The organism is Peribacillus sedimenti, from assembly GCF_046237635.1.
Classification (GTDB): Bacteria; Bacillota; Bacilli; order Bacillales; family DSM-1321; genus Peribacillus; species Peribacillus sedimenti.
Map to the genome: position 1 here is coordinate 3,035,497 of NZ_CP143547.1, position 22,171 is coordinate 3,057,667.

General features: G+C 40.0%; 23 protein-coding genes. 10 read left to right on the forward strand and 13 right to left on the reverse strand.

The genetic code is table 11. The features are described 5' to 3' along the window. Positions 1-336 precede the first annotated feature (336 nt). Complete coding sequence (locus tag V1500_RS14995; RefSeq protein WP_409300408.1) at positions 337-777, forward strand: hypothetical protein; 441 nt, start codon at positions 337-339, stop codon at positions 775-777. 185 nt (positions 778-962) lie between these two features. Here V1500_RS14995 and V1500_RS15000 read toward each other — a convergent pair whose 3' ends face one another. Further along, on the reverse strand, positions 963-2,201 hold the full coding sequence (locus V1500_RS15000) for a diguanylate cyclase domain-containing protein (protein ID WP_409300410.1): 1,239 nt from the start codon (positions 2,199-2,201) through the stop codon (positions 963-965). 346 nt (positions 2,202-2,547) lie between these two features. Between V1500_RS15000 and V1500_RS15005 the strand changes: the two genes are divergently transcribed. Continuing rightward, entirely contained in the window at positions 2,548-4,167 is a 1,620-nt protein-coding gene (locus tag V1500_RS15005; protein WP_409300411.1) for a LysM peptidoglycan-binding domain-containing protein, read from the forward strand. Between the two features lie 323 nt (positions 4,168-4,490). After that, a complete protein-coding gene (locus V1500_RS15010) occupies positions 4,491-5,252 on the forward strand; it encodes a glycosyltransferase family 8 protein (RefSeq protein ID WP_409300413.1) in 762 nt (253 codons plus the stop codon). 755 nt (positions 5,253-6,007) lie between these two features. On the opposite strand, the gene arsC is transcribed toward V1500_RS15010, so the two are convergent. The 3 genes from arsC to V1500_RS15025 are packed head-to-tail and all read right to left on the reverse strand — an operon-like array spanning position 6,008 to position 8,099. Further along, positions 6,008-6,427: an arsenate reductase (thioredoxin) gene (arsC, locus tag V1500_RS15015; RefSeq protein ID WP_409300414.1), complete on the reverse strand. Its 420-nt coding sequence runs from the start codon at positions 6,425-6,427 to the stop codon at positions 6,008-6,010. A 23-nt stretch (positions 6,428-6,450) separates the two neighbouring features. Beyond that, positions 6,451-7,743, reverse strand: a complete 1,293-nt coding sequence (locus V1500_RS15020) for an arsenic transporter (protein ID WP_409300416.1) — start codon at positions 7,741-7,743, stop codon at positions 6,451-6,453. Positions 7,744-7,763: 20 nt separating this feature from the next. Beyond that, complete coding sequence (locus V1500_RS15025) at positions 7,764-8,099, reverse strand: ArsR/SmtB family transcription factor (protein ID WP_409300418.1); 336 nt, start codon at positions 8,097-8,099, stop codon at positions 7,764-7,766. A 550-nt stretch (positions 8,100-8,649) separates the two neighbouring features. Here V1500_RS15025 and V1500_RS15030 point away from each other — a divergent pair. Further along, positions 8,650-8,832, forward strand: a complete 183-nt coding sequence (locus V1500_RS15030) for a hypothetical protein (protein WP_409300420.1) — start codon at positions 8,650-8,652, stop codon at positions 8,830-8,832. Positions 8,833-9,396: 564 nt separating this feature from the next. Here the strand turns inward: V1500_RS15030 and V1500_RS15035 are convergent. Next, complete coding sequence (locus tag V1500_RS15035) at positions 9,397-9,852, reverse strand: CBO0543 family protein (RefSeq protein WP_409300422.1); 456 nt, start codon at positions 9,850-9,852, stop codon at positions 9,397-9,399. Positions 9,853-10,066: 214 nt separating this feature from the next. Between V1500_RS15035 and V1500_RS15040 the strand changes: the two genes are divergently transcribed. From V1500_RS15040 to V1500_RS15050, 3 genes are all read left to right on the forward strand, one after another. Further along, on the forward strand, positions 10,067-10,219 hold the full coding sequence (locus tag V1500_RS15040) for a hypothetical protein (protein ID WP_409300424.1): 153 nt from the start codon (positions 10,067-10,069) through the stop codon (positions 10,217-10,219). A gap of 6 nt (positions 10,220-10,225) precedes the next feature. Beyond that, positions 10,226-10,579, forward strand: a complete 354-nt coding sequence (locus tag V1500_RS15045) for a hypothetical protein (protein ID WP_409300426.1) — start codon at positions 10,226-10,228, stop codon at positions 10,577-10,579. Between the two features lie 705 nt (positions 10,580-11,284). After that, on the forward strand, positions 11,285-11,470 hold the full coding sequence (locus V1500_RS15050) for a hypothetical protein (RefSeq protein ID WP_409300428.1): 186 nt from the start codon (positions 11,285-11,287) through the stop codon (positions 11,468-11,470). Positions 11,471-12,735: 1,265 nt separating this feature from the next. Here V1500_RS15050 and V1500_RS15055 read toward each other — a convergent pair. From V1500_RS15055 to V1500_RS15075, 5 genes are read right to left on the reverse strand one after another with little or no spacing between them, the layout of a single operon-like run. Further along, positions 12,736-13,752 carry an MFS transporter gene (locus V1500_RS15055; protein WP_409300430.1) on the reverse strand — a complete coding sequence of 339 codons (1,017 nt, stop codon included), beginning with the start codon at positions 13,750-13,752 and terminating at the stop codon, positions 12,736-12,738. Between the two features lie 56 nt (positions 13,753-13,808). After that, positions 13,809-15,182, reverse strand: coding sequence for an NAD(P)-binding domain-containing protein (locus V1500_RS15060; RefSeq protein ID WP_409300432.1), 1,374 nt, complete (start codon positions 15,180-15,182; stop codon positions 13,809-13,811). A 17-nt stretch (positions 15,183-15,199) separates the two neighbouring features. Beyond that, entirely contained in the window at positions 15,200-15,694 is a 495-nt protein-coding gene (locus V1500_RS15065; protein ID WP_409300434.1) for an arsinothricin resistance N-acetyltransferase ArsN1 family A, read from the reverse strand. Positions 15,695-15,709: 15 nt separating this feature from the next. Beyond that, complete coding sequence (locus tag V1500_RS15070) at positions 15,710-16,159, reverse strand: MarR family winged helix-turn-helix transcriptional regulator (RefSeq protein WP_409300436.1); 450 nt, start codon at positions 16,157-16,159, stop codon at positions 15,710-15,712. 12 nt (positions 16,160-16,171) lie between these two features. Beyond that, positions 16,172-17,302 (reverse strand): NAD(P)-binding domain-containing protein, encoded by a 1,131-nt coding sequence (locus tag V1500_RS15075; RefSeq protein ID WP_409300438.1) that lies wholly within the window; start codon positions 17,300-17,302, stop codon positions 16,172-16,174. 455 nt (positions 17,303-17,757) lie between these two features. Between V1500_RS15075 and V1500_RS15080 the strand changes: the two genes are divergently transcribed. Then, a complete protein-coding gene (locus tag V1500_RS15080) occupies positions 17,758-18,204 on the forward strand; it encodes a YaiI/YqxD family protein (protein ID WP_409300440.1) in 447 nt (148 codons plus the stop codon). 35 nt (positions 18,205-18,239) lie between these two features. Next, the gene (locus tag V1500_RS15085; protein ID WP_409300442.1) at positions 18,240-18,431 is read left to right on the forward strand and encodes a hypothetical protein; all 192 of its coding nucleotides are present in this window, start codon (positions 18,240-18,242) and stop codon (positions 18,429-18,431) included. A 408-nt stretch (positions 18,432-18,839) separates the two neighbouring features. Here the strand turns inward: V1500_RS15085 and V1500_RS15090 are convergent, their stop codons facing one another. Then, a complete protein-coding gene (locus V1500_RS15090; RefSeq protein WP_409300444.1) occupies positions 18,840-19,268 on the reverse strand; it encodes a hypothetical protein in 429 nt (142 codons plus the stop codon). 1,703 nt (positions 19,269-20,971) lie between these two features. Between V1500_RS15090 and V1500_RS15095 the strand changes: the two genes are divergently transcribed. Next, positions 20,972-21,079: a YjcZ family sporulation protein gene (locus V1500_RS15095; RefSeq protein ID WP_409300446.1), complete on the forward strand. Its 108-nt coding sequence runs from the start codon at positions 20,972-20,974 to the stop codon at positions 21,077-21,079. 192 nt (positions 21,080-21,271) lie between these two features. Here V1500_RS15095 and V1500_RS15100 read toward each other — a convergent pair whose 3' ends face one another. Together V1500_RS15100 and V1500_RS15105 are read right to left on the reverse strand one after the other, a co-directional pair. Continuing rightward, entirely contained in the window at positions 21,272-21,688 is a 417-nt protein-coding gene (locus V1500_RS15100) for a hypothetical protein (protein WP_409300448.1), read from the reverse strand. Positions 21,689-21,886: 198 nt separating this feature from the next. Then, positions 21,887-22,153, reverse strand: coding sequence for a hypothetical protein (locus V1500_RS15105; RefSeq protein WP_409300450.1), 267 nt, complete (start codon positions 22,151-22,153; stop codon positions 21,887-21,889). Between the last annotated feature and the right edge of the window lie 18 nt (positions 22,154-22,171).

The following is a 22,171-nucleotide window of genomic DNA, read 5'->3' on the forward strand; positions in this document are numbered from 1 at the left end:
TTAACACATCTACAACTGGGAAGGACGTGAAGAAAAAAGCTAAATAAACCCGTCAATCGACTAATTTCTGAATATGACCATCACTTTGGACACTCTTCCCCTTTTCGTCGATTCAATGAAGTTTATGGTCTTTGTTATTGTTCGTTCATAAATAAGACTTATAACCTATTAAATCCCTATCATATCTTCTCTTGCTGGAATAAATATCCGCTAACCATCTTACTATTTACCCATCGACAAACTGTAAAAATTTAGTAAAAATGCACCGTGACCGTCATTTATCGTAAATATATAATGAAATGGCACATCATTTTCTACTAGCAGGAGGTAAATGGAATGAAAAAAGTTAAAAAGACGCTTATGGTGCTCATAACAGCATTTTTGCTGACGCTTGGTTTTGCAGGTATTAGTACAAATGAAGCTAGCGCGAAGGTATGGCATGGGAAACCAGGCTTGTTATATACGACCTGGTATGCAGATGGATATTTTTCAAACTATGTAGTTGTAGCGAAAACATTTACACGACAGCAGCCTGGCTATGGGTACATAGGAATGAGCGTAAAGGCTACCAGCAAAGCAAAGGGCTCCTTTACTGCATATTTGCAAAAAAAATCAGGAAGCAGCTGGGTCACTGTCAAAACCTACAAAGCAGCTAGAAATGGAACTACCAGTTTATCCTACTCAGATGCTAAAAAAGCAACATATCGTTTTAAGTTTGTGAATACCGGCTCAAAAACTAGAGTCAATTATGTATTTAGTGTCACACAAGCAAGATGATGATTTTCATATATATGTTTTGTGTGGGGACACAAGGCAGTGTTAAAAAAGGCTGATTCTTAAAAACGAATCAGCCTTTGATTTTTTCCTGTATTATTTTCGTTTCCTTTTTCACTAACTAAAGAAGTATTTCCTTCTCCAGCTATAGTTCAGGTATTGTTTTGCCTGCCTCCTAAAACGTTATGTTATTCATACCTGAGTTTCGCTTGGTTTTTGGCATGATACATGGCAGTGTCTGCTTTTTTTATCAGTGCCTCAATGCTGTCTCCATCTTCAGGGAAAAATGAAACACCTACACTTGTGGTAACGAAGATTGGTGTATGGCCTGCAAGAATAAAAGGTTCGGAGATTACATCCTCAATTCTCTTATTGGCGGACGCCAATTCAGCTCTGGATTTTATATTCATTTGAAGAACCGTGAACTCATCTCCACCCCAGCGGGCTACAATACCCTTTTCTCCCATGGCATATGATAGTCTTTTTGCCACTTCGGTCAGGAGCAAATCGCCCATGTCATGCCCAAATGTATCGTTAACGTATTTAAATCCATCCAAATCGAGTAACATCAGTCCGTGATATCCTCTGTTAGAGTCCTCAATAAGCTGATTGAAACGCTTTGTAAAAAAACGCCTGTTTGGCAAATCCGTTACACTGTCATGGTAAGCCAGGTATGCAATTTTCTCTTCTGATTCTATGCGGTCTGTAATGTCACGCCCGACACAAATGGTTTGAATAATGTCTCCTGATGAGTTTCGGATATATTCAGCTGTAGTTTCATACCAGCGATATTCACCATTTTTATGGCGTACTCGACCTGTAAATCTCACCGTATTTTGATCAATTAACAATGAATTGCGATGTTCCTGGAATTTTTCATTGGTGTCCGTCGGGTTGAAAAAGGCTGCTGGTTTCCCGATCACCTCTTCTGGTGTATAGCCGAGTAACGCCTGTACAGTTGGAGAGATGTATGTGAATATGCCGTCCCCTGAAATTGAAGAAATGATATTTTGTGATTTCTCTGATATTAAAGAGAACATCTCTTGAATATCTGATATTTCATTGCTTTGTGCCACGTGCTCCGTTATATCTTCAAATCTTAGGAAACTTCCCATTTGCTGGCCGTCTTGGACTAGCGGAATGCAGGTTAATCTTACATGAACCAAGTTTCCTTCTTTATGTTGAATTGCCAGTTTAGTTCCGTCTTTGAGATTTTCATTAGCGTTACCGCTTTCAGCAGCTGACCTTTGTATCAGTTGTTCATATGATATTTGTGATAACTCTTCGCGTGTGTAGCCGAACATAGTTAATGTCGAGGAATTTACGTATAAAAAATGGCCATCGCCACCAACGATACTTATACCATCTGGATGATTATCAAATAGATACTGAAATGCACCAGGTTGTTCGAGTATATTTTGAAACATTTTTCATGTATCCACCTTTAAAGATATTGAGATTTTCATATAATTTTGATGATCGCTCTGGTTTGATATTTACATTCTCTCATTATATTTCCAGCTGATATTTAAAAGCAATGAAATTTTACATGCTGAGTTAGAGTGGTGGCTTACTCATCTAACTTTCTGAGTGCCTCTATTTTTATCAAAGTTCAAAAATAACAATGTCCAGGAATGCTAACCTGCCATGTCAGCTGCACAAGTAAAGCGAGTCCCGCAATCATTCCCACTAGTTTCCTGTATTTCAGTTTTATTCCCTCTGTTATCATTATCCCGATACACCATACATACAACGAGAGGAAGACAACAACGGATGGTTAAGAAACTGTGCAGTATGATGAGTATAATATTGTTATCAGCTTTGTGGATAACAAATGCATCCGCGTCGGCGGCAGGGGTAAATGTACCTTTTAATGTCGAGCTTAAACAGAAAATTACTACAGACTTGGCGGAATATCATGAATTTGATGAAGCTGTGGTGCAAAATCAAACAATCTATGTTCCCGAACGGCAAGGCAATAAGATTACCGCAATCAACGCTTCAGACCGTTCCATTAAATGGCAATATGCCACAAACGCCAATTCGAGCTATTATTCTTTTTCTGGATTGAAAGGGCTTCTTTTCTTCCAGGCAAATGGGACATTGACTGCGTTGAAAGATAACGGTACAGGTGCTGCCGTTTTGTGGAGCAAGCCTTATACAGCTGCCAACTTTATGTTGGACGGAACAACCTTATATGCGACCGCAGAGGGCAAAGTGTTAGCTCTTGACACTTCTACCGGAGAAGTAAAATGGGAATATGCGCTTCCAGCTCGCGAAAGTTCCCACAGCAATATTGCAATAGGGAATGGACGCATTTTCTTTGTGACAGATAACCAGATTGACATGATTCGCAAGATGTATTCATTGGATGCTTCAAACGGACAAGTTCAATGGACAACAAGTAATGTAGATTACTATTCACAAAAATTGAATTATGCCGATGGCAAGTTATATGTGAAAAGCTATGATAAAATGCTCGCATTTGATGCAAGCAATGGTGCTTCGCTTTGGAATTTCACAGTGCAGGCAAACTTTGATTTCGAGATGGATACAACCACCATCTTCACTAAGACTGCTACTGGAGAAGTCGCAGCCTATGACCGTACGACAAAAGCGCAGTTATGGAAAAACAAAGCTGGTTCTTTTTCAAACGGCCCTGTCATAGTCACCCCTACTCATATCGCGGTCAATGGTGATGGTGCGATTAAATGGATGGACAGCAAGACTGGACAGCTTGTACGTACCATGACAGAACCTGGGGTGAAGATTCAGCCATTGTCTGCGGAGGACGGGGCCTTCGTTGCAATCGACACAAATAAGAATTTGTATTTCTATGCAACAGCATCCGAAAATACAAGTCCATCACCCGAAACAGATACTAATACTGATATAGTAATCCATACTGTTCAATCTGGCGAAACCTTGTGGAAAATCGCTCAGAAATACAACGTAACTATCCAAAGCATCATAGATACCAATAAACTGGATCTTTCAAAGTATCTATATGTAGGGCAAAAGATCATCGTACCTGTTCAGGCTCCAGCTAACCAAGAACAGCCAGCTACTCAACCTACAACTACTTATACTGTCCAATCGGGGGATACACTCTGGAAGATTGCACAGAAGTTAGGGGTAACCACTCAAGCAATCATTGATGCAAACAAACTGGATCCGACAAAGTATTTATATGTGGGCCAAAAATTGAATATCCCTGTAAGTTCAGCAGCTATTCAGCCAAACACAACCTACACTGTAGTATCAGGCGATACGCTCTGGAAAATCTCACAAAAGTTTGGGGTTAGTATCCAAGCTATTGTAGATACCAACAAACTTGACCCATCGAAACCTATAAATATAGGACAAAAATTGATTATGCCATCTAGGTCATAAACTGAGAAAGGAAAGCAGAACATTATAACTGCTTTCCTTTTTTTACTAGTTTTAGGGATACATAATAGTTTATTTGTATGGTTTTATATAATCATTTTTCGTTAAAATGTTATTCAACTACCTGCTCCTTTAGCTCAATAAGCATTAATGAACGATCTTTTCTGCTTTTCGACTAACTGTATTCGCAGCATTATTGCAGGTCATTACTTTTCTATAACTTTTATTATTCTCAATTTTGGTGACAGTCTATCAATCACAAGCCGTTCCAGTTGCTGTTGATTGTGAGTATAATTGCTCATATATGAGTTGAAAGGGTGGATGAATTGGAAACGATTCATGTTGTTGCTGCAACGAATGATGATTACGCCCTGCATTTAGCTGTCATGTTAAATTCTTTGCTGGAAAATAAATTCTCGGAAAATCCTATACAGATTTATATCCTTGACGGGGGCAACTTATCAGTTGACAGCAAAGCTAAATTAGAGAAATCATTGCAAAGGTTTGATGTAAAACCTCAATTTATACTCGTTGATGCATCTTTATATAGTGGGTGCCTGATTAACCGTTACTATAGCATGGAGATGTATTTTAGGTTGTCTATTCCTGATTTATTGGATCATGGAATTCAGAAAGCACTTTATCTCGATTGTGACCTCATTATAGAAGAAGACATTACAATTTTATGGAACAACAATATTGATGATTATGTAGTGGGAGCAGTGTTTGATCCTAATGAATTGCGACGCGAGCAGCTGTCCATCCCAAAAGAATATGGTTACTTTAATTCGGGCGTCCTATTAATAAATATAAACAAATGGACAGAAAATGATATTTTGGAGAAAGTTAAACAATTCATTAGTGATCATCCATCCGCGTTGAAATACCCGGATCAAGACGCATTGAATGTCATACTGCATGATAAATGGCTTAGACTTGAGGATAAATGGAATGTACGGGCCAATCGTCTTAACAAGACGGACATTATACTCGCGATAATCCACTTTACTGGTAAAACTAAGCCGTGGAATGGGAAACCGCCAGGTAAAAGTGCATATTTAAAATACTTAGATAATACGCAATGGTAACAGTTTTTTCTTTTCATCTGCACACATTGGACGTCTTTTTTATTCCACAAAAACGCGGCGTTACCCGTTTTCATATGTCATTGGTTTGGCTATAACCAGCACCTGCTCCTATTATCGTTTCAACGAAAATACCCCATCTCGGGGTTCTGTAGGTGGTTGATAGGTTAAGTTCTCCCTAGCAGTATTTTCGCTTTTCTTGAAGGGCCATATGTACCACACCCTATAGTTTGACATATTTAAGCCGTTGATTTAAAAAAAGGAACCCAATCTTCTTTTAAAGGAGAGATTGGGTTTTCTTATTATTTTTAGAAATTTATTTTTTAACTAACCTTCCTCAATCAAGAAACGAAAATCTAACGATTTCTTCAGTTTTCATAGGTTTTCATAGTTATCTGCCTGTCGGTAATATTTTTAGAGTTGGGGTTTTTACATTAAATAGGACATAATAGGAAAATAAAGAAAAAAGAAATATAATTTAACCTGCTAATCAATTTAGTTACAAAAACTCCCATACCTAACACTGCTCCTACATTCCTTCGGCCAAGCTGTCCCACAAGTTCTTCGCCGGGCCATTACATGTATGCAAAAATGCAATGTAAGATTCGGTGATAAATAAAAACGACTACCCGCTTCCAAAGAGTAGTCGCTAAACGTGAGTGTGCATCAGATACTATACCCGATTTAAAGGAAGTTAAACCTATTATTTAAAAATAATGCAATCATGCCGCAGGAAATAAACAGTCGCGCCATGCTAATTATTGCCCTGTTTCAGCGAATGTCTTGATACGTTCCCCGATCTCATCACGCACACGCTGGAAGAATGCCCATTTTTCCCCTTCTGTGCCTTCTGCCTTCGCCGGGTCATCAAAGCCCCAATGGTCGCGTTTGACATGATGCGGAGTCATCGGGCAATGCTCGTCCGCATGACCACACAATGTCACCACAAAGTCCGCATTGTTCAGAATTTCAGGGTCAATGACATCCGATGTCTGGTCAGAAATATCGATGCCGACCTCTTTCATCGCCATAACAGCGTTTGGATTCAACCCGTGTGCTTCAAGGCCTGCACTCAATACAGTCCATTCGTCACCAAGATATTTCTTTCCCCATCCTTCGGCCATTTGGCTTCTGCAAGAGTTGCCTGTACATAAGAAGTAAATTGTTTTTTTAGACATGTTTAAGTCTCCTTTTGCTTTGTTTAATGAATGATAGTTAACCATATATACAGACCTACCAGGGTAATGAACAGGGTAGGAATGGTCAGGATGATGCCTGTTTTAAAGTAGGTGCCCCATGAAATCTTCACGCCTTTTTGGGACAGTACGTGCAACCATAACAAAGTTGCCAGTGATCCAATCGGTGTAATCTTCGGTCCCAGGTCTGAACCGATCACATTGGCATAAATGAGGGCTTCCCTGATGACACCTGATGTATCGGTTTCCGCAATGGCCAGGGCGTCAATCATGACAGTCGGCATATTATTCATTACGGACGAAATGAAGGCAGCGATAAATCCCATCCCGATGGTGGCGGCAAATAAGCCTTTGTCAGCAGTTGCTTGGATCACGTCAGCAAGCACACTGGTAAGCCCCACATTACGTAATCCGTAGATGACTACATACATCCCAATCGAGAAGAATACGACCGCCCACGGAGCTCCTTTTACGACTGCCCTAGTGTTGACAACACTGCTTCGCTTTGCCATCAACAAGAAGAAGATGGCGACCACGCCGGCAATGATGGATACCGGGATGTGCAGGAATTCGCTGATGAAGTAGCCCAGTAACAGGATGGCTAGCACCACCCAGGACATTCGGAACATCTTCTGATCCTTGATCGCTTCTGTCGGCTCTTTTAGCTGGGATAAATCATACTGTTTCGGAATGCTCTTTCGGAAGTATAAGTATAAGACCAGCATGCTTGCTGCCAATGAAAAGAAGTTTGGCACGATCATTCGGGTTGCGTACTCTACAAACCCGATATCAAAGAAGTCCGCCGAAACGATATTCACCAAATTGCTCACGACAAGCGGCAATGATGTCGTATCCGCGATGAACCCACTCGCCATGATGAATGGCAAAACCATTCTTTCTTCAAACTTGAGGTTACGGACCATCGCAAGAACGATTGGTGATATGATCAAGGCAGCTCCGTCGTTTGCGAACACGGCGGCAACGAGTGCCCCGAGTATGATGACGTAGACGAACATCTTCGTCCCGTTTCCTTTTGCGGCCCTCGCCATGTGGAGGGCAGCCCATTCAAAGAAACCAATTTCATCTAGTATTAAGGAAATAAGAATGATTGCGACAAATGCCAATGTGGCATTCCATACAATTTGTGTTACATCGATGACGTCCTGGAAGCTGACCACACCTACGATTAATGCCAGGATCGCTCCGCCGCATGCGGAATATCCAATCGATAAGTTCCTAGGCTGCCAGATGACAAGTGTCAGCGTTAGTAAAAAGATGATACTTGCGAGTATAACCACTGATGCGTTTCCCCCTAAATCTAATCACAACATGTTTGACTAGTTTTCTCTATTTTGTGTATTTGACGTGGTAAATCTCTTATAACACCCATGACAAAATCGTAATAGGCCGACTCCGGATTCAGTGAATAATAGATCCACTGGGCACCCCTTCTTTCTTTGATGAGGCCACTGTCTTTCATTTTCCGGATGTGCTGGCTGATGGCCGGCTGGCTCATGTCAAAAACATCAACCAAATCACATACACAGCATTCACGCTCGGACATCATCTTCACCATGGTAAGCCTTGTTTTATCCCCCAATAGCTTCAGGATCCCGGCAACCGCGGCAATGTCTAACGATTCTTTTGTGGGCATAAGGAACCTCCTTCTACATAACCTAATAATTATTTGCTTATATAACCTGAATACTTTGCCATTGTAAAAGAATTTGCTTATTTGTGCAACCTATACCCCATCTTTGTATGTAGTCTGCCCATCAGAAACTAATTATCATCCCATAAATAAAAAGGGTCTTATATCCACTGCTACTGATGTTTAAACGTATTACACAGATAACTACTGCTATCGAACGACGATCCAGCAACGAACCATACCGAGCACGTCCTCGAAATGGTTTACCCCAATTGCCTATTTTGTGTCCTTACCTAACCTGCCCCTTTCGCTAAACAAAAGGCTCTGATAAACGACAATGTTGATTTTTAAGCGAAAGAAATAAGGACCCCATAGGGTCCTTATGCTAATCCCTTATTCAATTAAAGCCCCGATAGTTTAAGTGTATTTATTCACAAACTTAATACCTTTAAGCAACCTGCCTGTTTCCTTTCTATCCATTATTTATTGGCATAAGTTTAAATGCCGTTACAGATAATACCCCTATAACAAAACAAATTTGGGGGTAAAATAAATGGAAGAAGTAACCAAACGCAATCAGGAAATGAGTAATTCTAATAAACTAAACCTTTCAGGTATTGGTATTGGAACAGTTGTACTAACCACTGTTTATACGGCGGTTTTGGCTTCGCAATTATTGGCTACCAAACATAAAGTCGATTACCTTTATTACAAAGAAATAACACAAAATAAATAGCTGATTATAGATGGTGTTTTTTCAGAATAGAAAAGCTGCCTCAATGGCAGCCGTTTATCTTTAAATCTTGCACTTGTTAATTTAAGTACAATTTTTCAACCAGATTCACTTTCCTTCTTCGTTACGGTTAACCGGTGACGGCTAGTTGGTAGACATCCCCCTTTTTCAATTATCACATTGGTTCTTTCTCATAAAATTAAGAAACCAAAATATGTCCCTTTATTCTTTTTTCTATTGTTTTTCTGTCTCAATATTTATATGACTTCACAGAATGTAAAATTTTTACCTTTATTTTATTGGACAATTGCTTTTACTATGTTATCAGCTTTAACAATTATTGCTTCCCGTTCCCTTACAAAAATAACAAGAAATTGAGCTTGAATGCTTATATGACCTATCAATGACAAGTATATAGGCACTTGTTCCTTTTTTATTCAATTTTATTATTATTACTGAATTCTTCTTGTACTGACCTGCCAAGTTAGTGCCATAAGAAAAAGCTGCCTTATAGACAGCTCCGATCTTCAGCTAACGCCCCCGGTGGTTCAAGAAGAAATTGCGACATTATTGCTGAGTTTCCCTACTATCCACCGTGTACTTTAATATGAAATAAAGGATGTACATGGAAATAAAGTAAACCACCGCCGAGTAGATGGTATTCCATTCACCATAATGTAACACTCCAATATAAACTGCATACAACTCAAGTAATACAAGAATGCATGTCCATCCCAAGATATAGATTAATTTCTTACTGGCATTAGATTTCAGGGGAAAATAATTAAAAATAATGACGAGTACAGCAACTTCGCCAAGGACTACAGATAGGTACAACCACTCTATTTGTTCTTTATCAAAATACCAGTAAAGTTTGTACTTTAAATCAAGGTAATAATCCGTTGCAAAGTTCATGAACAAAGCAAACTGTATGGTAGCCAGCAGCTCGTGCCTAGTTTTTTTCCTGGGCATTTTTAGGGCAAATAAAAGAACTACTATAACTGTTACGATAAATATCCTCACCAAGAGGAACACCTCGTTTTTTTAAAAAAACAACAATATTACAACTATATTATCATTATTTAATCGACGAATTATTCTTCTTTAATTAACCTGCCCCTTTAGTTTTAACATCATTCCTATATGGTTCTAAGTTCCTTGAATTGGTATTTTTTTTGTGTTTGTTACGCCTTAAAGACAGGGTATATCCTCACTAAGTACCAAGGAGGGGAATAGTATGGAGAACACATCTTTTCTGGAAATACAATGTACAGAATGTCATATCTGGTTTTCCTCTCCAGCACCATTGGAAACAGTAAAAGGCAATCGGGTAAGATGCCCCCATTGCCAAGAAATGGTGTTCGTAGACGAAAACGTTAAAGGTGCCTAACATCCTGTGAGAACGATAAAAATATTACTTTGCATGATGCTAGTCACTGTTTTTCCCGTAGTCATTACCTTATCGTTCTTTAATCATACAATACTTTCTGATTCTATTAAAGTAGGCGTGATTGTGTTTTTGTTTTATTGCTGGCTATTTAGCATCTCACCACTGTTTGCAAGTGATTCACGAAGAGTGATCTATTCTGTAGGCTGCTTTTTAATTGTTGGCCTAACTTTGGAATGGTTCGGTCATTCTGGAATGTACAGTATGCTGATGGGAGTTTTGGTTTCCTCCATATTATATGCCCTGGATTTCATCATCCAGGACAAAATGGCACTCTTTCATAAGATGATCAGAAACAAATAAGTTACACCAACTTTATTGGTAAAGATTACTTATTTAGAGGAGAAATTAGTATGGAGCCTCGGTTTATAGATTCCTTACCTGATAAGAAAGTATAACCCAGAAGTTATTTCCGATGCTCCTCGTCACGTTGCCATTGATGATAACTTAAAAAAATAATAAAAGTTCCAAGAGAAGTCCTTGATACCATTTTTCTGTATGGTTTCCTGGATTTTTCTTGTTTAAGCACAATTTTGAAATAATCGTATACAGTAGTAAGAGTTCTTTGGTAATACCTTCATCTATTTACATTATCAAGGCAGTTTTATCGGCTGCCTATTTTGTATATTTTTGAAAAGCAAGCATATCCTATCATTGAAGCTGTTAAGCTTCAAACCACCACTAAGTTATTTTATCCTTCTAAAAACTATGCTGCTGTCCCGTTGGACGGCTTCTTAACATTGCTTTTCATAAAAAAAGAGGACTGGCAAAAATGCCGTGTTACGCCTCCAATTGATAAAACGTCTGTAATTGAACCAAGTCATTCCCTAGTTCATATGAGTCATTATCTTATCCAACTAACCCGCCCTGTTAGATCAATAACAAAAAAAGACCGCCGAAGCGATCATCATCTTTAACTCTTGCACCCGTTAGCTGTAAAGTCTAATGGTTCCAGGTGAGTATCTTGGGCATAATACGGTTTAAATCCATGTTAGAGAGGGGGATAGTATGAGGCTAAGAAATGGAGATTTTTATACAAACGTTTCTACTAATAAGTCATATAGGTTAAATGAAGATAACGATGGAAGCTGGTACTTGAGTTCGCGTGATGAAGAAGGGTATCATGAAACAGGAAAAATGTCAGGGCGTGATATGATCAGATTGGTGGAAGATAGTTATAAAAAAAGCCAATAAAAAAGTGGTACCCATTCCTGTCATAGTACCTGTAATCAGATTTTTTAGTGAAAAGTTGATAATACGAGAAACAATTATAAGATTTTCCGAGGGAAAAATAGCCTTTATGTCGAACATAGGAGATACAGGAGATTATCCAATGAAAAAGTTGAGTTATTTAAAAAAACACTAAATTGCAGTCGAGGTAATATGTTTTCATTAGAGATTCCTACTACAAAAGAAAATCAAAAAAAGATTGAAGAATTGATTAGGGTATTAGAAACAGAAAAAAGAATCAAATTAAGAGAATACGAACAGAGAGAATACTCCGTTTATTTACATGGAATAATTAAGTATGCATCTGAATAATGGGATGCTTTTTAATAGGATGAATCACCATCGGAATCTTCAAGTATACAGTAAACCAAGATGGCCATAAAATTAGGAGTTTTAGAAATTTTAAACCGTTATAATCCGCAGAGCCAATATATACCTTGATCATCTATTTTCCTAAATTAACCAGATCCATTACATAAAATACAAATTCCTTTTTAAAGTAAATGACCCTTTAGTTAAAGTAGGAAGAAAACATAGGATTACACAGAGCCTTTAAAATAAGTGTAGGTTAATGTTTTATTTATTTAGGTCTAAACCACTTGGGGAGGAAGTGAATCGATATGAACGATCAACAATCTGAAGAAATGATTAAGCAATTAGGAAGAATTGCGGATGCTTTAGAACGTATTTCACCGCCACACCCAAAAGACCCTGTTACAAAAGATTAGGAGAAATAAAAATATAAGTCGCTTCCTAAAGCGGATTTTTTTATATGCCTTGGTACGCAATAATGTTGATAATACATCAAAAACAACAACTTATATACGAGCTCTCTCTTCTTCAACTAACAAGAAAATCAACAATATCCTTTAACAGAGCCAAACAAAAAAAGCCGCAAGAAGCATCTCTGCATCCTAATCAAGGAACAATACCACCTTCCCCTCTTCGTATCGTGTTTTACCGATGTTATTAAAAGGAAGAACATAAACATGTAGTTGATGAAGAAAAATCATTTTTATATATGATGACTTCTTATCGATTTATTGCTATTTCCTTTAGCAGGCAGCATCCATACCAACATCAGCAAGAAGCAAATGAGAGATGCGACCCAAAACACATTTAAAAGCCCTATAGCTGCCTCCAACGAGTATCCTGCAATGGGCCCCAATGCGGCTCCCAAGTCGACAATCACCGTGAAGGCCGTCATGACAAAAATTTTGTTCGAGACCTTAGAGGCATATCCCGATGATAGTGATGATGGTTGTTAAACTGGATGAAACCAAGAGATGCACGAGTAGGACGGGTAACCAGATGATAAGCGGAAGATCTAATGGAATCACTGCGAGCAGGATAAATGCCAGTATGAGGAACCCCGTTAAGATTCGATTCTTATTTTCAGTGTTGTCCAGTGCCAGGCCCACTTTGGAGACAACATAAGGAGCAACTCCCCAGCGAATGGCCTGCATCACTCCAGCCAGTGTGGCGGCCCCAATTATAAAGCCAGATATAGTAACCCGGTCACTAAATTTCACCTGGATCACATGGCTAAGGTTCGCAGTCAACATCCCATCCAGCAACATGATGACAAGAAATGCAGTAGTAAATGTTTGAATGAGCTTTCGGTCCTTAAACACCCGAAAGTGAGTCAGCAAGGTAGGTGAGTTCACTGTGTTTACCTCTTGAACTAATGATTGCGGTAAATACTTATACAAGATAGGAATACTTGTGAAGGCTAGCATTCCAATGACCACACTGATGATGGTTACTCCGAACCAGTCCGCGAACAATCCGCCGATCAGCATCCCAAATAGGCTGCCTAGCCGGTAAAGGCCATTGTATGTTCCCATAAAACTTCCCCTGTCTGCATCGGTGGCAAGCTGTAAGATCAATAGATACGCCCCCAGTTTCAATAAAGACCAGGAAAAACCCCAAAGCGACCGCAGCAAGATCCAAATCTCAAAGTCTTTTACAAATCCATACCCGATGGTGGTGAGCCCGCTAAAAAGAATCGCAATCAAGATTCCCGTACGAAAGGGAATCTTTTTATAGATGAAACCGATGAGTGGATTCAAGGGCAGTCTCACAAACCGGTTAACAGAGAGCAGGACACCAACCTGGATGAGCGAAATGAGACCCACCTCTTTCCAATGGGTGGGCAGGACGATGTAAAGCATGGAATCCCCGGCCATGCATATCGCGGTAATGAGGGCCAAAGCGATCACAGGCTGTTTCTTTTTTCCCTTCATGCGTCACCTCTTTTTTAAAAGGCCAGACTGAAATAAGTCAGTCTGGCCATTGCTTGTTATCCGCAGCAGGAATTCTTTTTTATTTCCAACTTGATTGGCACCGGGCCGCCACAGCACGAGTTCACTACAGGGGCAGCTTCGATTTCCTGTGTATCAGGAACACAGCAGTTGGATGAGGAAAGGTTAGTTCTGCACACTCCCGTTTCCGGCAGTTCAAGCTGCACTTCTTTTGCAGCCGCAAAATCGCCTGTCAGATAAGCTACAACCGAACGAACCTGCTCGTAGCCGGTAGCAAGAAGGAACGTCGGAGCCCTTCCATAGCTTTTCATGCCAACTATATAAAAATTCTTCTCAGGTTGCCTCAGTTCTCCTTCTCCGTGAGGTCGCACGGTTCCACAGCTATGGAGGTTTGGATCAATCAGCGGGGCAAGAGCTTCCACGCTTTCCACGGCCGGATCCAGATTTAGACGGATTTCATTTAGGAAGGATGTATCAGGCCTGAACCCGGTGCTGACTACGATTTCATCGATACCTGTTATGTTTGATTCTTCGCCATTTAAATCGCCCAAGATGCGGATAGCACCGTCTTTGAGGCCCACACTGCTGATGTGGAAAGGAGTTAGGATATCCAGTTTCCTAGTCTCCACCAGCCTCTGGATGCGGATGCCAAGTTCCCCGCGTGCAGGAAGCCCGTCATTCTCCTGGCCGCCGTAAACCTCCGCGATATGGCTTTTCCGGAGCACCCAGTAGATTCTCATTTCTGGGTATTTCTCCTGTAAGGCCGCCAGATCCAGCAGGGCGTTGATCGCAGAGTGGCCGCCACCCACCACCATAACCGACTTGTTCCGGTACCTTTCTTCCTGTTCACCGACATTTGGGATACCGTAAAAAATCCTGCTCTGCAGTTTCCGCTCGGCGTTGGTCCAAAGACCGTTTGACATGATAGGATTCGGATTGGTCCAAGTGCCTGATGAATCTATCACGGCCTTTGCTTCGAATACCCGTGTGTCTCCATCCACTTCCATATACAGCTGGAACGGTACTTGGTCTCTATTTCCCGTTTTCAATTTATCGAGTGCTTTCCTTGCGACACCGACCACTTTCGCGTTTAGGGTTATATGTGCTTTTATTTCTGGCAGGTTGCTTAGAGGCAAAAGATATTCATCCACCATTTCTTTCCCTGTTGGTAGGTCGTCTGCTTTCGGTGATGACCAGCCTGATTGCTCCAGCAGTTCTTTAGCGGCTTTATCGATATTATACTGCCATGGCGAGAACATCCTGACATGCCCCCATTCTAACATGCTTGCTCCTACAGAACTGCCTGCTTCAAATAGGATAAACCTCTCGCCTTTCTTTATGAGATGGGCTGCAGCCGCTAACCCCACTGGGCCTGCCCCAATAATTGCAACCGGTAAATCTGTTTTCACCATTGTATTTACCCCCTTCGTTATAATAATTTCTCCATGGCCATGACATCCACAAATGTTCCATCCAACTTGCCCTGGTTTTTGAAAACGCCTACTTCTCTGTAACCCTGTTTTCGGTATAACCCTTGCCCCAGTTCATTAAAGGGGAATGTGAAGAGGACGATTTTAAGAAAATCATTTTCCTTTGCGAGCTTTTCAATTGCAGAGAGCAGTTTCCCGCCGATGCCTTTTCCCCTCGCTGTCCCTTTGATATAAACGGATAGGTCTGCAACACCTCGATATGCTTCCCGTACGCTGTATGGGTTCAGGGAAGCATATCCAAGGGGTTCACCATGTTGTTCCGCTACGATGATTTTGTATCGGTCGGTGTGAGAGGCAAACCAGTTGACCATATACTCCATGTCTTTCGTGTCAGTCTCTAACGTGGCGATCCGGTCTATGATGCCTTCGTTATAGATGGTAAGGATGCTTTTGATATCTTCAACTCTTGCCTCTCTAATCAAAATCCCGTCCATTGTCATTCCCCCAGGTTAAAAACTTCCATTCGTTTTAGTGCCACAGCAGATTGGTGACCTTGTCATGATTCCAGCCAGCTGCTTGATGGATCGCTGGATAATCTCCCTCTCAAAGTCGTTCATCTGAGAGAACAATTCTTCCAGATATCCATTGACCTGCCTGTCAATGCCTTTGGCCACCTTCTGGCCCTTTTCCGTAAGAGCCAGCACGCTCGCCCGTTTATCTTCCTTCGATGGCTGTTTCTCCACTAGTTCCATCTTGATGAGCGTCTGAATCTGTCTGGAGAAGGTGGCGATATCAACCCCTAACAAATCGGCTACTTGTTGCATCGTCGGGGTGCCGTTTGCCTGAATCTCATACAGGATATGACTTTGGATGGCGGATACATCCACCCCATCCACCGAGCAGCACACTTTGTTTAACAGTCCAAAACTTCTGGTGATAGCTTGGAAAGATTCTCTCATGATGATTCCTCCTTAATTCGTAACTAGGCTCTTCTCCATTTTTTGCATAATAGCCGGGATAATGGTAAATGCCGTTTTCCTCAACCCTAAGATGAAACGGAATGTAGGACCGTGGCTGTGTGAAGATAATGGTCCTGCAAAATATAATCCCGGCACACTGGATTCAAAGGATTCATTCAATTTCGGGAATTGTGTATATCCTTCTTCCCGTTCGATTAATGACAAGATATCATTTTTAAAGAATGGAGAATTGTCCATATTGATATGAAAACCGGTTGCAGCGATGAGGTGATCTACGTGCCTTACTGTACCGTCTGAGAGGGAAAGCTCTACTGTATCCCCCATCTCTTTCACACTTGTTACCTGCACATTCCCTGTTTCCGGGACGAGACCATCCACATACGGCTTTAAGAAATGAGCAACACTCCCAGGCGATTGCCCCCATGCTTGCTTCTTCATTTCTGTTGGGAGGGTATAAAAAACTTCACCAAGATCCCGCAGTTCGATTTCGTCCGCTACTCCGCCTGCGTAATTCGCACCATACCTTCTGTAGACCAACTCAACGTAAGCTCCATCCTTGTGCAACAGGCCGGCAGCTTCCCATGCACTCTGTCCGCTTCCAAGTACCACGACCTTCTTCCCTTTGAATTGGGAGAAGTCGGTATATCCGGTTGTATGGGATACCAAGTGCTCCGGGAACCCTCTCAAGAAGTCTGGAAGGTGCTTATAATGCTGTACGCCTGTTGCCACAATCACGTTTTTCCCCTGATGTATGTCTCCTGTTTCAGAGATCACTTTGTAGACGCCCTTTTTATAAGAGACACTGGTCACCAGTTCTGTGGTAAACGTGATGCCTGCTTTTTCAGCGAACCATGAGGCATACTGGACGAAAATGGGTCTTGGAAGTGGAGTAACAAGCTGCACTCCTGTTTCATCAGAAAACTTGTGGATCGTAAGTTCATCCTTTGCATCTGAAAAACTGACAAAATCATGCGGTGTACGGATGAACATATCCTGCGGCATGGTATTTTTCCAAAAATCCATCGGATAGCCAAAAATCTTGTATTGCAGGTTATTCGATACCGCATGGGCAGCCAGGGAAATACCGAATGGTCCTGAACCGATAATAATCACATCTAACATTTCAACCACATCCTTTTTGTTGAAAAATTCAAGTTAGTTTATCCTTTATTTATTATTTGTTAATTAATTTATAATCCTTTTAATTGATTTTTGCAAGTGATTTTTTAATAATTTTTTCCAATTAAAAAAGCCAACCACAATGGGTTAGCTAACGAAATACATTTACAAGTAGCACGGGAAGCCTCTTTCTTTCAAGAAGCCTGTACATTTATCCTTTTTCTATTACACCTATAAAATGTGTGACATTCTAATCAAGTATTTAGTTGTAAGTTATCTTTTGTTGGCAATTGAACGACCATTTGCCAACACAATTCTATAAAGTATAATATGAGGATAGAAAAATAGAGCAAAAGGAAGAACCCTTTATTATTTTTAAACAAAAGTCACCAGTCCCTTTTATAGTTGAACAAGATCAAGTTAAATAGTAAGTCGAACTTCTTAACAGGAGGGGAAAGATGAAAGTTTATGTGGATGCAGATGCTTGTCCGGTGAAAGATATTATTATTTCTGAAGCAAGCGATTTTGAAATTCAGGTTATCCTTGTTACAAGCTTTTCTCATTTTTCTAATGCAGAACAGCCATCAGGAGTGAAAACCATTTATGTTGATTCTGGAGCAGATGCTGCAGATTATCGGATTGTGAAGTTAGTGGAAAAAGGAGATATTATCGTTACGCAAGATTATGGTCTTGCGTCACTAGGTTTAGCAAAAGGAATTATCGTCCTCCACCATAAAGGATTTAGATATACAAATGAAAATATTGACCAATTATTACAAACACGTTATTTAAGTGCAATGGCTAGAAAAGGCGGACAGCGAACAAAGGGACCAAAGCCTTTTACAGCAGAAGACCGGGAGCAATTTAGGAATCTTTTTAAAGAGGTTATTTCTGTTAAAAATTAGGCAAAACTCAGAGATTTAGAAAGGAGATAAATATTTTGAAGTATTCAAAATCGCAAATGCAACAACTAATTAAGGAAAACAAAGAACTGCATACACGCTTTAAAGAACTAAAGGCTGAGCATGGTCTTGAAAAAAACAATGCCCTCAAGGCCTTGTACCATTCAGAAGTTGCGGATGGAGGAAAGTATCAGGTAGCTTACCAAGCACTTGATCAGCCCAAAAAGTAGACTCTTATTATCTTATTTACACTTAGTAAAAATCCTGTGATAAACGCTGGATGATATAAGTGGATTAAGTTAATGATCAAAATAGGAAGTAAGTTGCTGGGTAGTACAAGGAAAATGTGCAATAAAACATTTAGAGATCTGGATAATATCCAAGATCTATTTTATGGTAAAAAAAAGCAACAATCTATACGAAAACAGCCAAAAAAAAAAGATGAAAAACCTACCGTCGGTAGGTTTTCTTTTTACTGTAACGCCGAAATTTTGAAACACCAACTGAATATGCTAGGAATTTTCCATTAATATATCCACCCTGTATTTCATCGAATTGTCATATTCATTTCGACAAAATAGCTAAAAATCCCTGTTTTACCCTTAGCTAGCCTGCATGGCAGAAACCTATACAGCAGATTAACTGGGATGGACTCCTTTGCCGGTAATAAGGAAACAGGTCACAAATGCCACCAGCGCTACGAAAATCCCCATTTCCAATCCCAGATATGCCATGAAGAGATCATCACCCGGATAAGACGGCTTAATCGTGAAGTATCGGTAAACGAAAAGAAGTGCCATGACAAGATAAAAACTGCTTCCTATAAATGACATCTTCCGTTTATCTTTTTGGGTTCCCTGCCATTTAACCGTTAAATACGTCCACGCAAGCATACTGCCTGCCAGGCCTATGAAAGCAAGGGCAATAATAGGTATATTTATGTGAGAAAGTAATGACCCGACAATTGATCCAAACAGGATGAAGTTGATGCCGAACAATACAATTCCACATTGCCAGGGACGGTGGAACAGGCTGATGGCAGAAACTCCTGCACCCTTTGAATGCACCTGCCTGTTCACCTTTGAAACATTCCTTATAAAAAGCGAGACAATGATCAACGATAGCAAAAATGCTGCAAATAATACCTTTATAATAACGGTTATTGTAATCCCCCCATTTTTATATCAGAACTATAAAAACTATAATATTAATCTCCGGACGCCCCTCTTCTATTTCAAACAGAATATTTCCACAACTTTCCAATGCCTGATAACAGTATTATAACTCAAGATCCTGTTTACCCAGAAGCTTCTTATCTATTAGTCGCCCAATATTATGTTTAAAGCTTTAATCTGTATAGATATGAAATAATCTTTTTTATGTCAAACTGCTATGATATCTTCATGTTGCTTAAATATCTCATCACCTGTAAAAATAAAAAAAGAAAAAGCCGCCTATAAAAGCAGCTCCGAATGTTAAACTCAGTCCTTCATTCAAAAAGAAATCGATTTTTCATGATCAGGCTAGCTATATCTCGGAGTCCAATAATTGACTACTCCTGTTTGATGTCCATTGTAAAGGTGGTTAACTTCACAGCCACAATTACCAGTCCTGCAAAGTCGATTTACATATATTATGCCTCTCTGCCGTTCCTCATTTAGTCTGATTAGGTCGTCCACGGATAGGCCTGGAACTCTGCTTAAAGGAACTGTACAATTACATTCATTCCTTACTGTCCTGCTAGAGTGCGGATTTTGAAGCCTGCTTTGCCGCTCTTGCTGGAATGTGATCAAGTCACGTATGCCGGTGAATTGACTTAATCGATTATTTACACATTCGCGGAAAACACAGCAATGACACATATCTTTATCTCTCCTTTCTCTCATATTAGATTATAATATGAGAAGAAAGATATGCAGACACGGCTTGTATCATATAATTTATGAAACGAAAAGACCACATTTGGAAATGCACTCTCTGGAAATAGTTAAAACTTCTTTTAATTTCTATTCAGGTTGCTTGCCGCTATAAAAATTCTATATATACTCTTTAATTGGCCATCCCTGGAATTTCGATACAAACTAAAAAACCTGCTTTGGTCTTCAGACCACGAAATCGAAAGTTCATAGAGCATCTTGCAGGGAAAGCGATTATATGATAGCTAAGTTTTACCATGATAAATACTTATATACTAATAATGGCTTCTATGATAAGGTTGCATTACGCTTATTATTATAAGGGAGCGTTTTTGACTTTTCTTAGTCCCTTCTCTCTATCAAATGGAAGGGGGTTAAGATGTTTAAAGAAAGCACTAGATGCATGCTAAGCACCGTTAAGCAGTATTCCGCTTCTGACATTTCACTAGTTTTCAACGACCTTAACAATTTGCCGGTGCTTTCTGTCTGTTACAAAAACTTTTGCTTTGAAATAACAAACGTCAGAAACTTAATGATCACATCTTGCAATGATATAAATTCCACCATTTTGTTTATTGAAAAAGAACTTCAAATCAATGCTCGATAAACCTCTAAATAGTTAGGGGTTTTTTGTTGCTGTACCTCCTTTCCCAAACAAGGTTTTATAAAGTCCCGCAAAATAATATTTGGCACTCAATGTCCCGATATTATTTCAGCAATGCTGGCACATTCTTGTAACTTCCCTTGCTTAGTATATAAATTGGATAAATTTTTATATAAAGGGTTGATAAGCCCTGTCCCTTGCCTTGCTTGTACATAAGATAAACTAAGAATACGGCAAAGGGGTGAAAGTTATGTCAAACGGTGGAAATGGTGGATATGGCAACAGCTTTGCTCTAATCGTTGTATTATTCATTTTATTAATTATTATTGGCTGCTCTTGCTTCATGGGCGGTTACTAATAACCAGAATAAAACAAGCCTATGAGGAACCGTCAAAACTTCTTCGTAGGCTTTTTCATTATTGTTACCATCCAGACACCGAACTGATTTCCGCTTTCGGTGGAAATACGATTGTGTTTACAAAATACCTGTCAATGTCGATGTGTGGTCGTTCTGTTTGGGCGGCTTATCCTCCCCCCAAGAAGCTGCTTTCTAATCCCAAACATAAGAGGAATACTCCCTGAAGGTTTCCTTGCAGCAATCATTATTTAAGATAAGCATCTGTTTCAGCGCACTTGCGACATTCTTGATTCCACCCATCATATCATTCCTGGCATCTATTACATGCCAGCGGCCTTGTTTGAGCTGCGCCTTGAAATTGGCAGCGGAAGGGTCAACGATGGCGCCCTTTTTCAGTATGCCATTCACAAATCTCTTAAGGTCCTGGCTGTGTAGTCGTATTGTTGTTCGTAAATAAAAATGCGATCCGTAGATGTATAATGCCTCTAATATTCGTTCTTTAAGGACCCTGCAGGACTGTCCGATGAACCAGGCGAAAAAAATGGCACGGCCGCGTCCAGATGCGACCGTGCCTGGCGATTCTCCTGGTTTCCATGCAAGAGAATCCATTCACAATAGATGTATATAAAATATAACATGCGGCAAGGTAAACTGAAATAGATTAATTGCAGTGTTAAGAATATTTAATATTTACCCGAGGAGGCTGTCTTTTGCACTTTCACAGTTATCCTCCCTATAAGATTCATATATTTTATTATTACGTGCCCGGCTTAATAGAATAAGAAAATGCCATCCTGCATGCGGCTTTCATTTCCTTTCTTCCATTCCTCCAACTTGATCTTTCTTTTCGATCTTAGACTTCGCTTTTTCGATATCAAAGTGCTCCTCAATCCTGATCAGTGTATCGATTAGCTCATTATCTGCTTCTTGCGAAATAGTTTCTAATCGTTTTAGGATTCTTTCCGTTGCCTGCACGCTCATGCCATGATCCTCTTTTGTTGCTGTAATATATAATTTCAGACTATTTACTTCCTCCAATATTTTTCTCATTAAGTCAAACAGCTCTCGATTCATACGCACCACTCCTTAGCG

Bases quoted from the DNA above. Each gene is read 5' to 3' on its own strand.
- V1500_RS15095 (WP_409300446.1), top strand. From the start codon at position 20,972: ATGTCAAACGGTGGAAATGGTGGATATGGCAACAGCTTTGCTCTAATC.
- V1500_RS15100 (WP_409300448.1), bottom strand. From the start codon at position 21,688: ATGGATTCTCTTGCATGGAAACCAGGAGAATCGCCAGGCACGGTCGCA.
- V1500_RS15030 (WP_409300420.1), top strand. From the start codon at position 8,650: ATGGAAGAAGTAACCAAACGCAATCAGGAAATGAGTAATTCTAATAAA.
- V1500_RS15025 (WP_409300418.1), bottom strand. From the start codon at position 8,099: ATGCCCACAAAAGAATCGTTAGACATTGCCGCGGTTGCCGGGATCCTG.
- V1500_RS15000 (WP_409300410.1), bottom strand. From the start codon at position 2,201: ATGTTTCAAAATATACTCGAACAACCTGGTGCATTTCAGTATCTATTT.
- V1500_RS15080 (WP_409300440.1), top strand. From the start codon at position 17,758: ATGAAAGTTTATGTGGATGCAGATGCTTGTCCGGTGAAAGATATTATT.
- V1500_RS15055 (WP_409300430.1), bottom strand. From the start codon at position 13,752: ATGAAGGGAAAAAAGAAACAGCCTGTGATCGCTTTGGCCCTCATTACC.
- V1500_RS14995 (WP_409300408.1), top strand. From the start codon at position 337: ATGAAAAAAGTTAAAAAGACGCTTATGGTGCTCATAACAGCATTTTTG.
- V1500_RS15070 (WP_409300436.1), bottom strand. From the start codon at position 16,159: ATGAGAGAATCTTTCCAAGCTATCACCAGAAGTTTTGGACTGTTAAAC.
- V1500_RS15065 (WP_409300434.1), bottom strand. From the start codon at position 15,694: ATGGACGGGATTTTGATTAGAGAGGCAAGAGTTGAAGATATCAAAAGC.
- V1500_RS15105 (WP_409300450.1), bottom strand. From the start codon at position 22,153: ATGAATCGAGAGCTGTTTGACTTAATGAGAAAAATATTGGAGGAAGTA.
- V1500_RS15005 (WP_409300411.1), top strand. From the start codon at position 2,548: ATGGTTAAGAAACTGTGCAGTATGATGAGTATAATATTGTTATCAGCT.
- arsC (WP_409300414.1), bottom strand. From the start codon at position 6,427: ATGTCTAAAAAAACAATTTACTTCTTATGTACAGGCAACTCTTGCAGA.
- V1500_RS15040 (WP_409300424.1), top strand. From the start codon at position 10,067: ATGGAGAACACATCTTTTCTGGAAATACAATGTACAGAATGTCATATC.
- V1500_RS15060 (WP_409300432.1), bottom strand. From the start codon at position 15,182: ATGGTGAAAACAGATTTACCGGTTGCAATTATTGGGGCAGGCCCAGTG.
- V1500_RS15050 (WP_409300428.1), top strand. From the start codon at position 11,285: ATGAGGCTAAGAAATGGAGATTTTTATACAAACGTTTCTACTAATAAG.
- V1500_RS15075 (WP_409300438.1), bottom strand. From the start codon at position 17,302: ATGTTAGATGTGATTATTATCGGTTCAGGACCATTCGGTATTTCCCTG.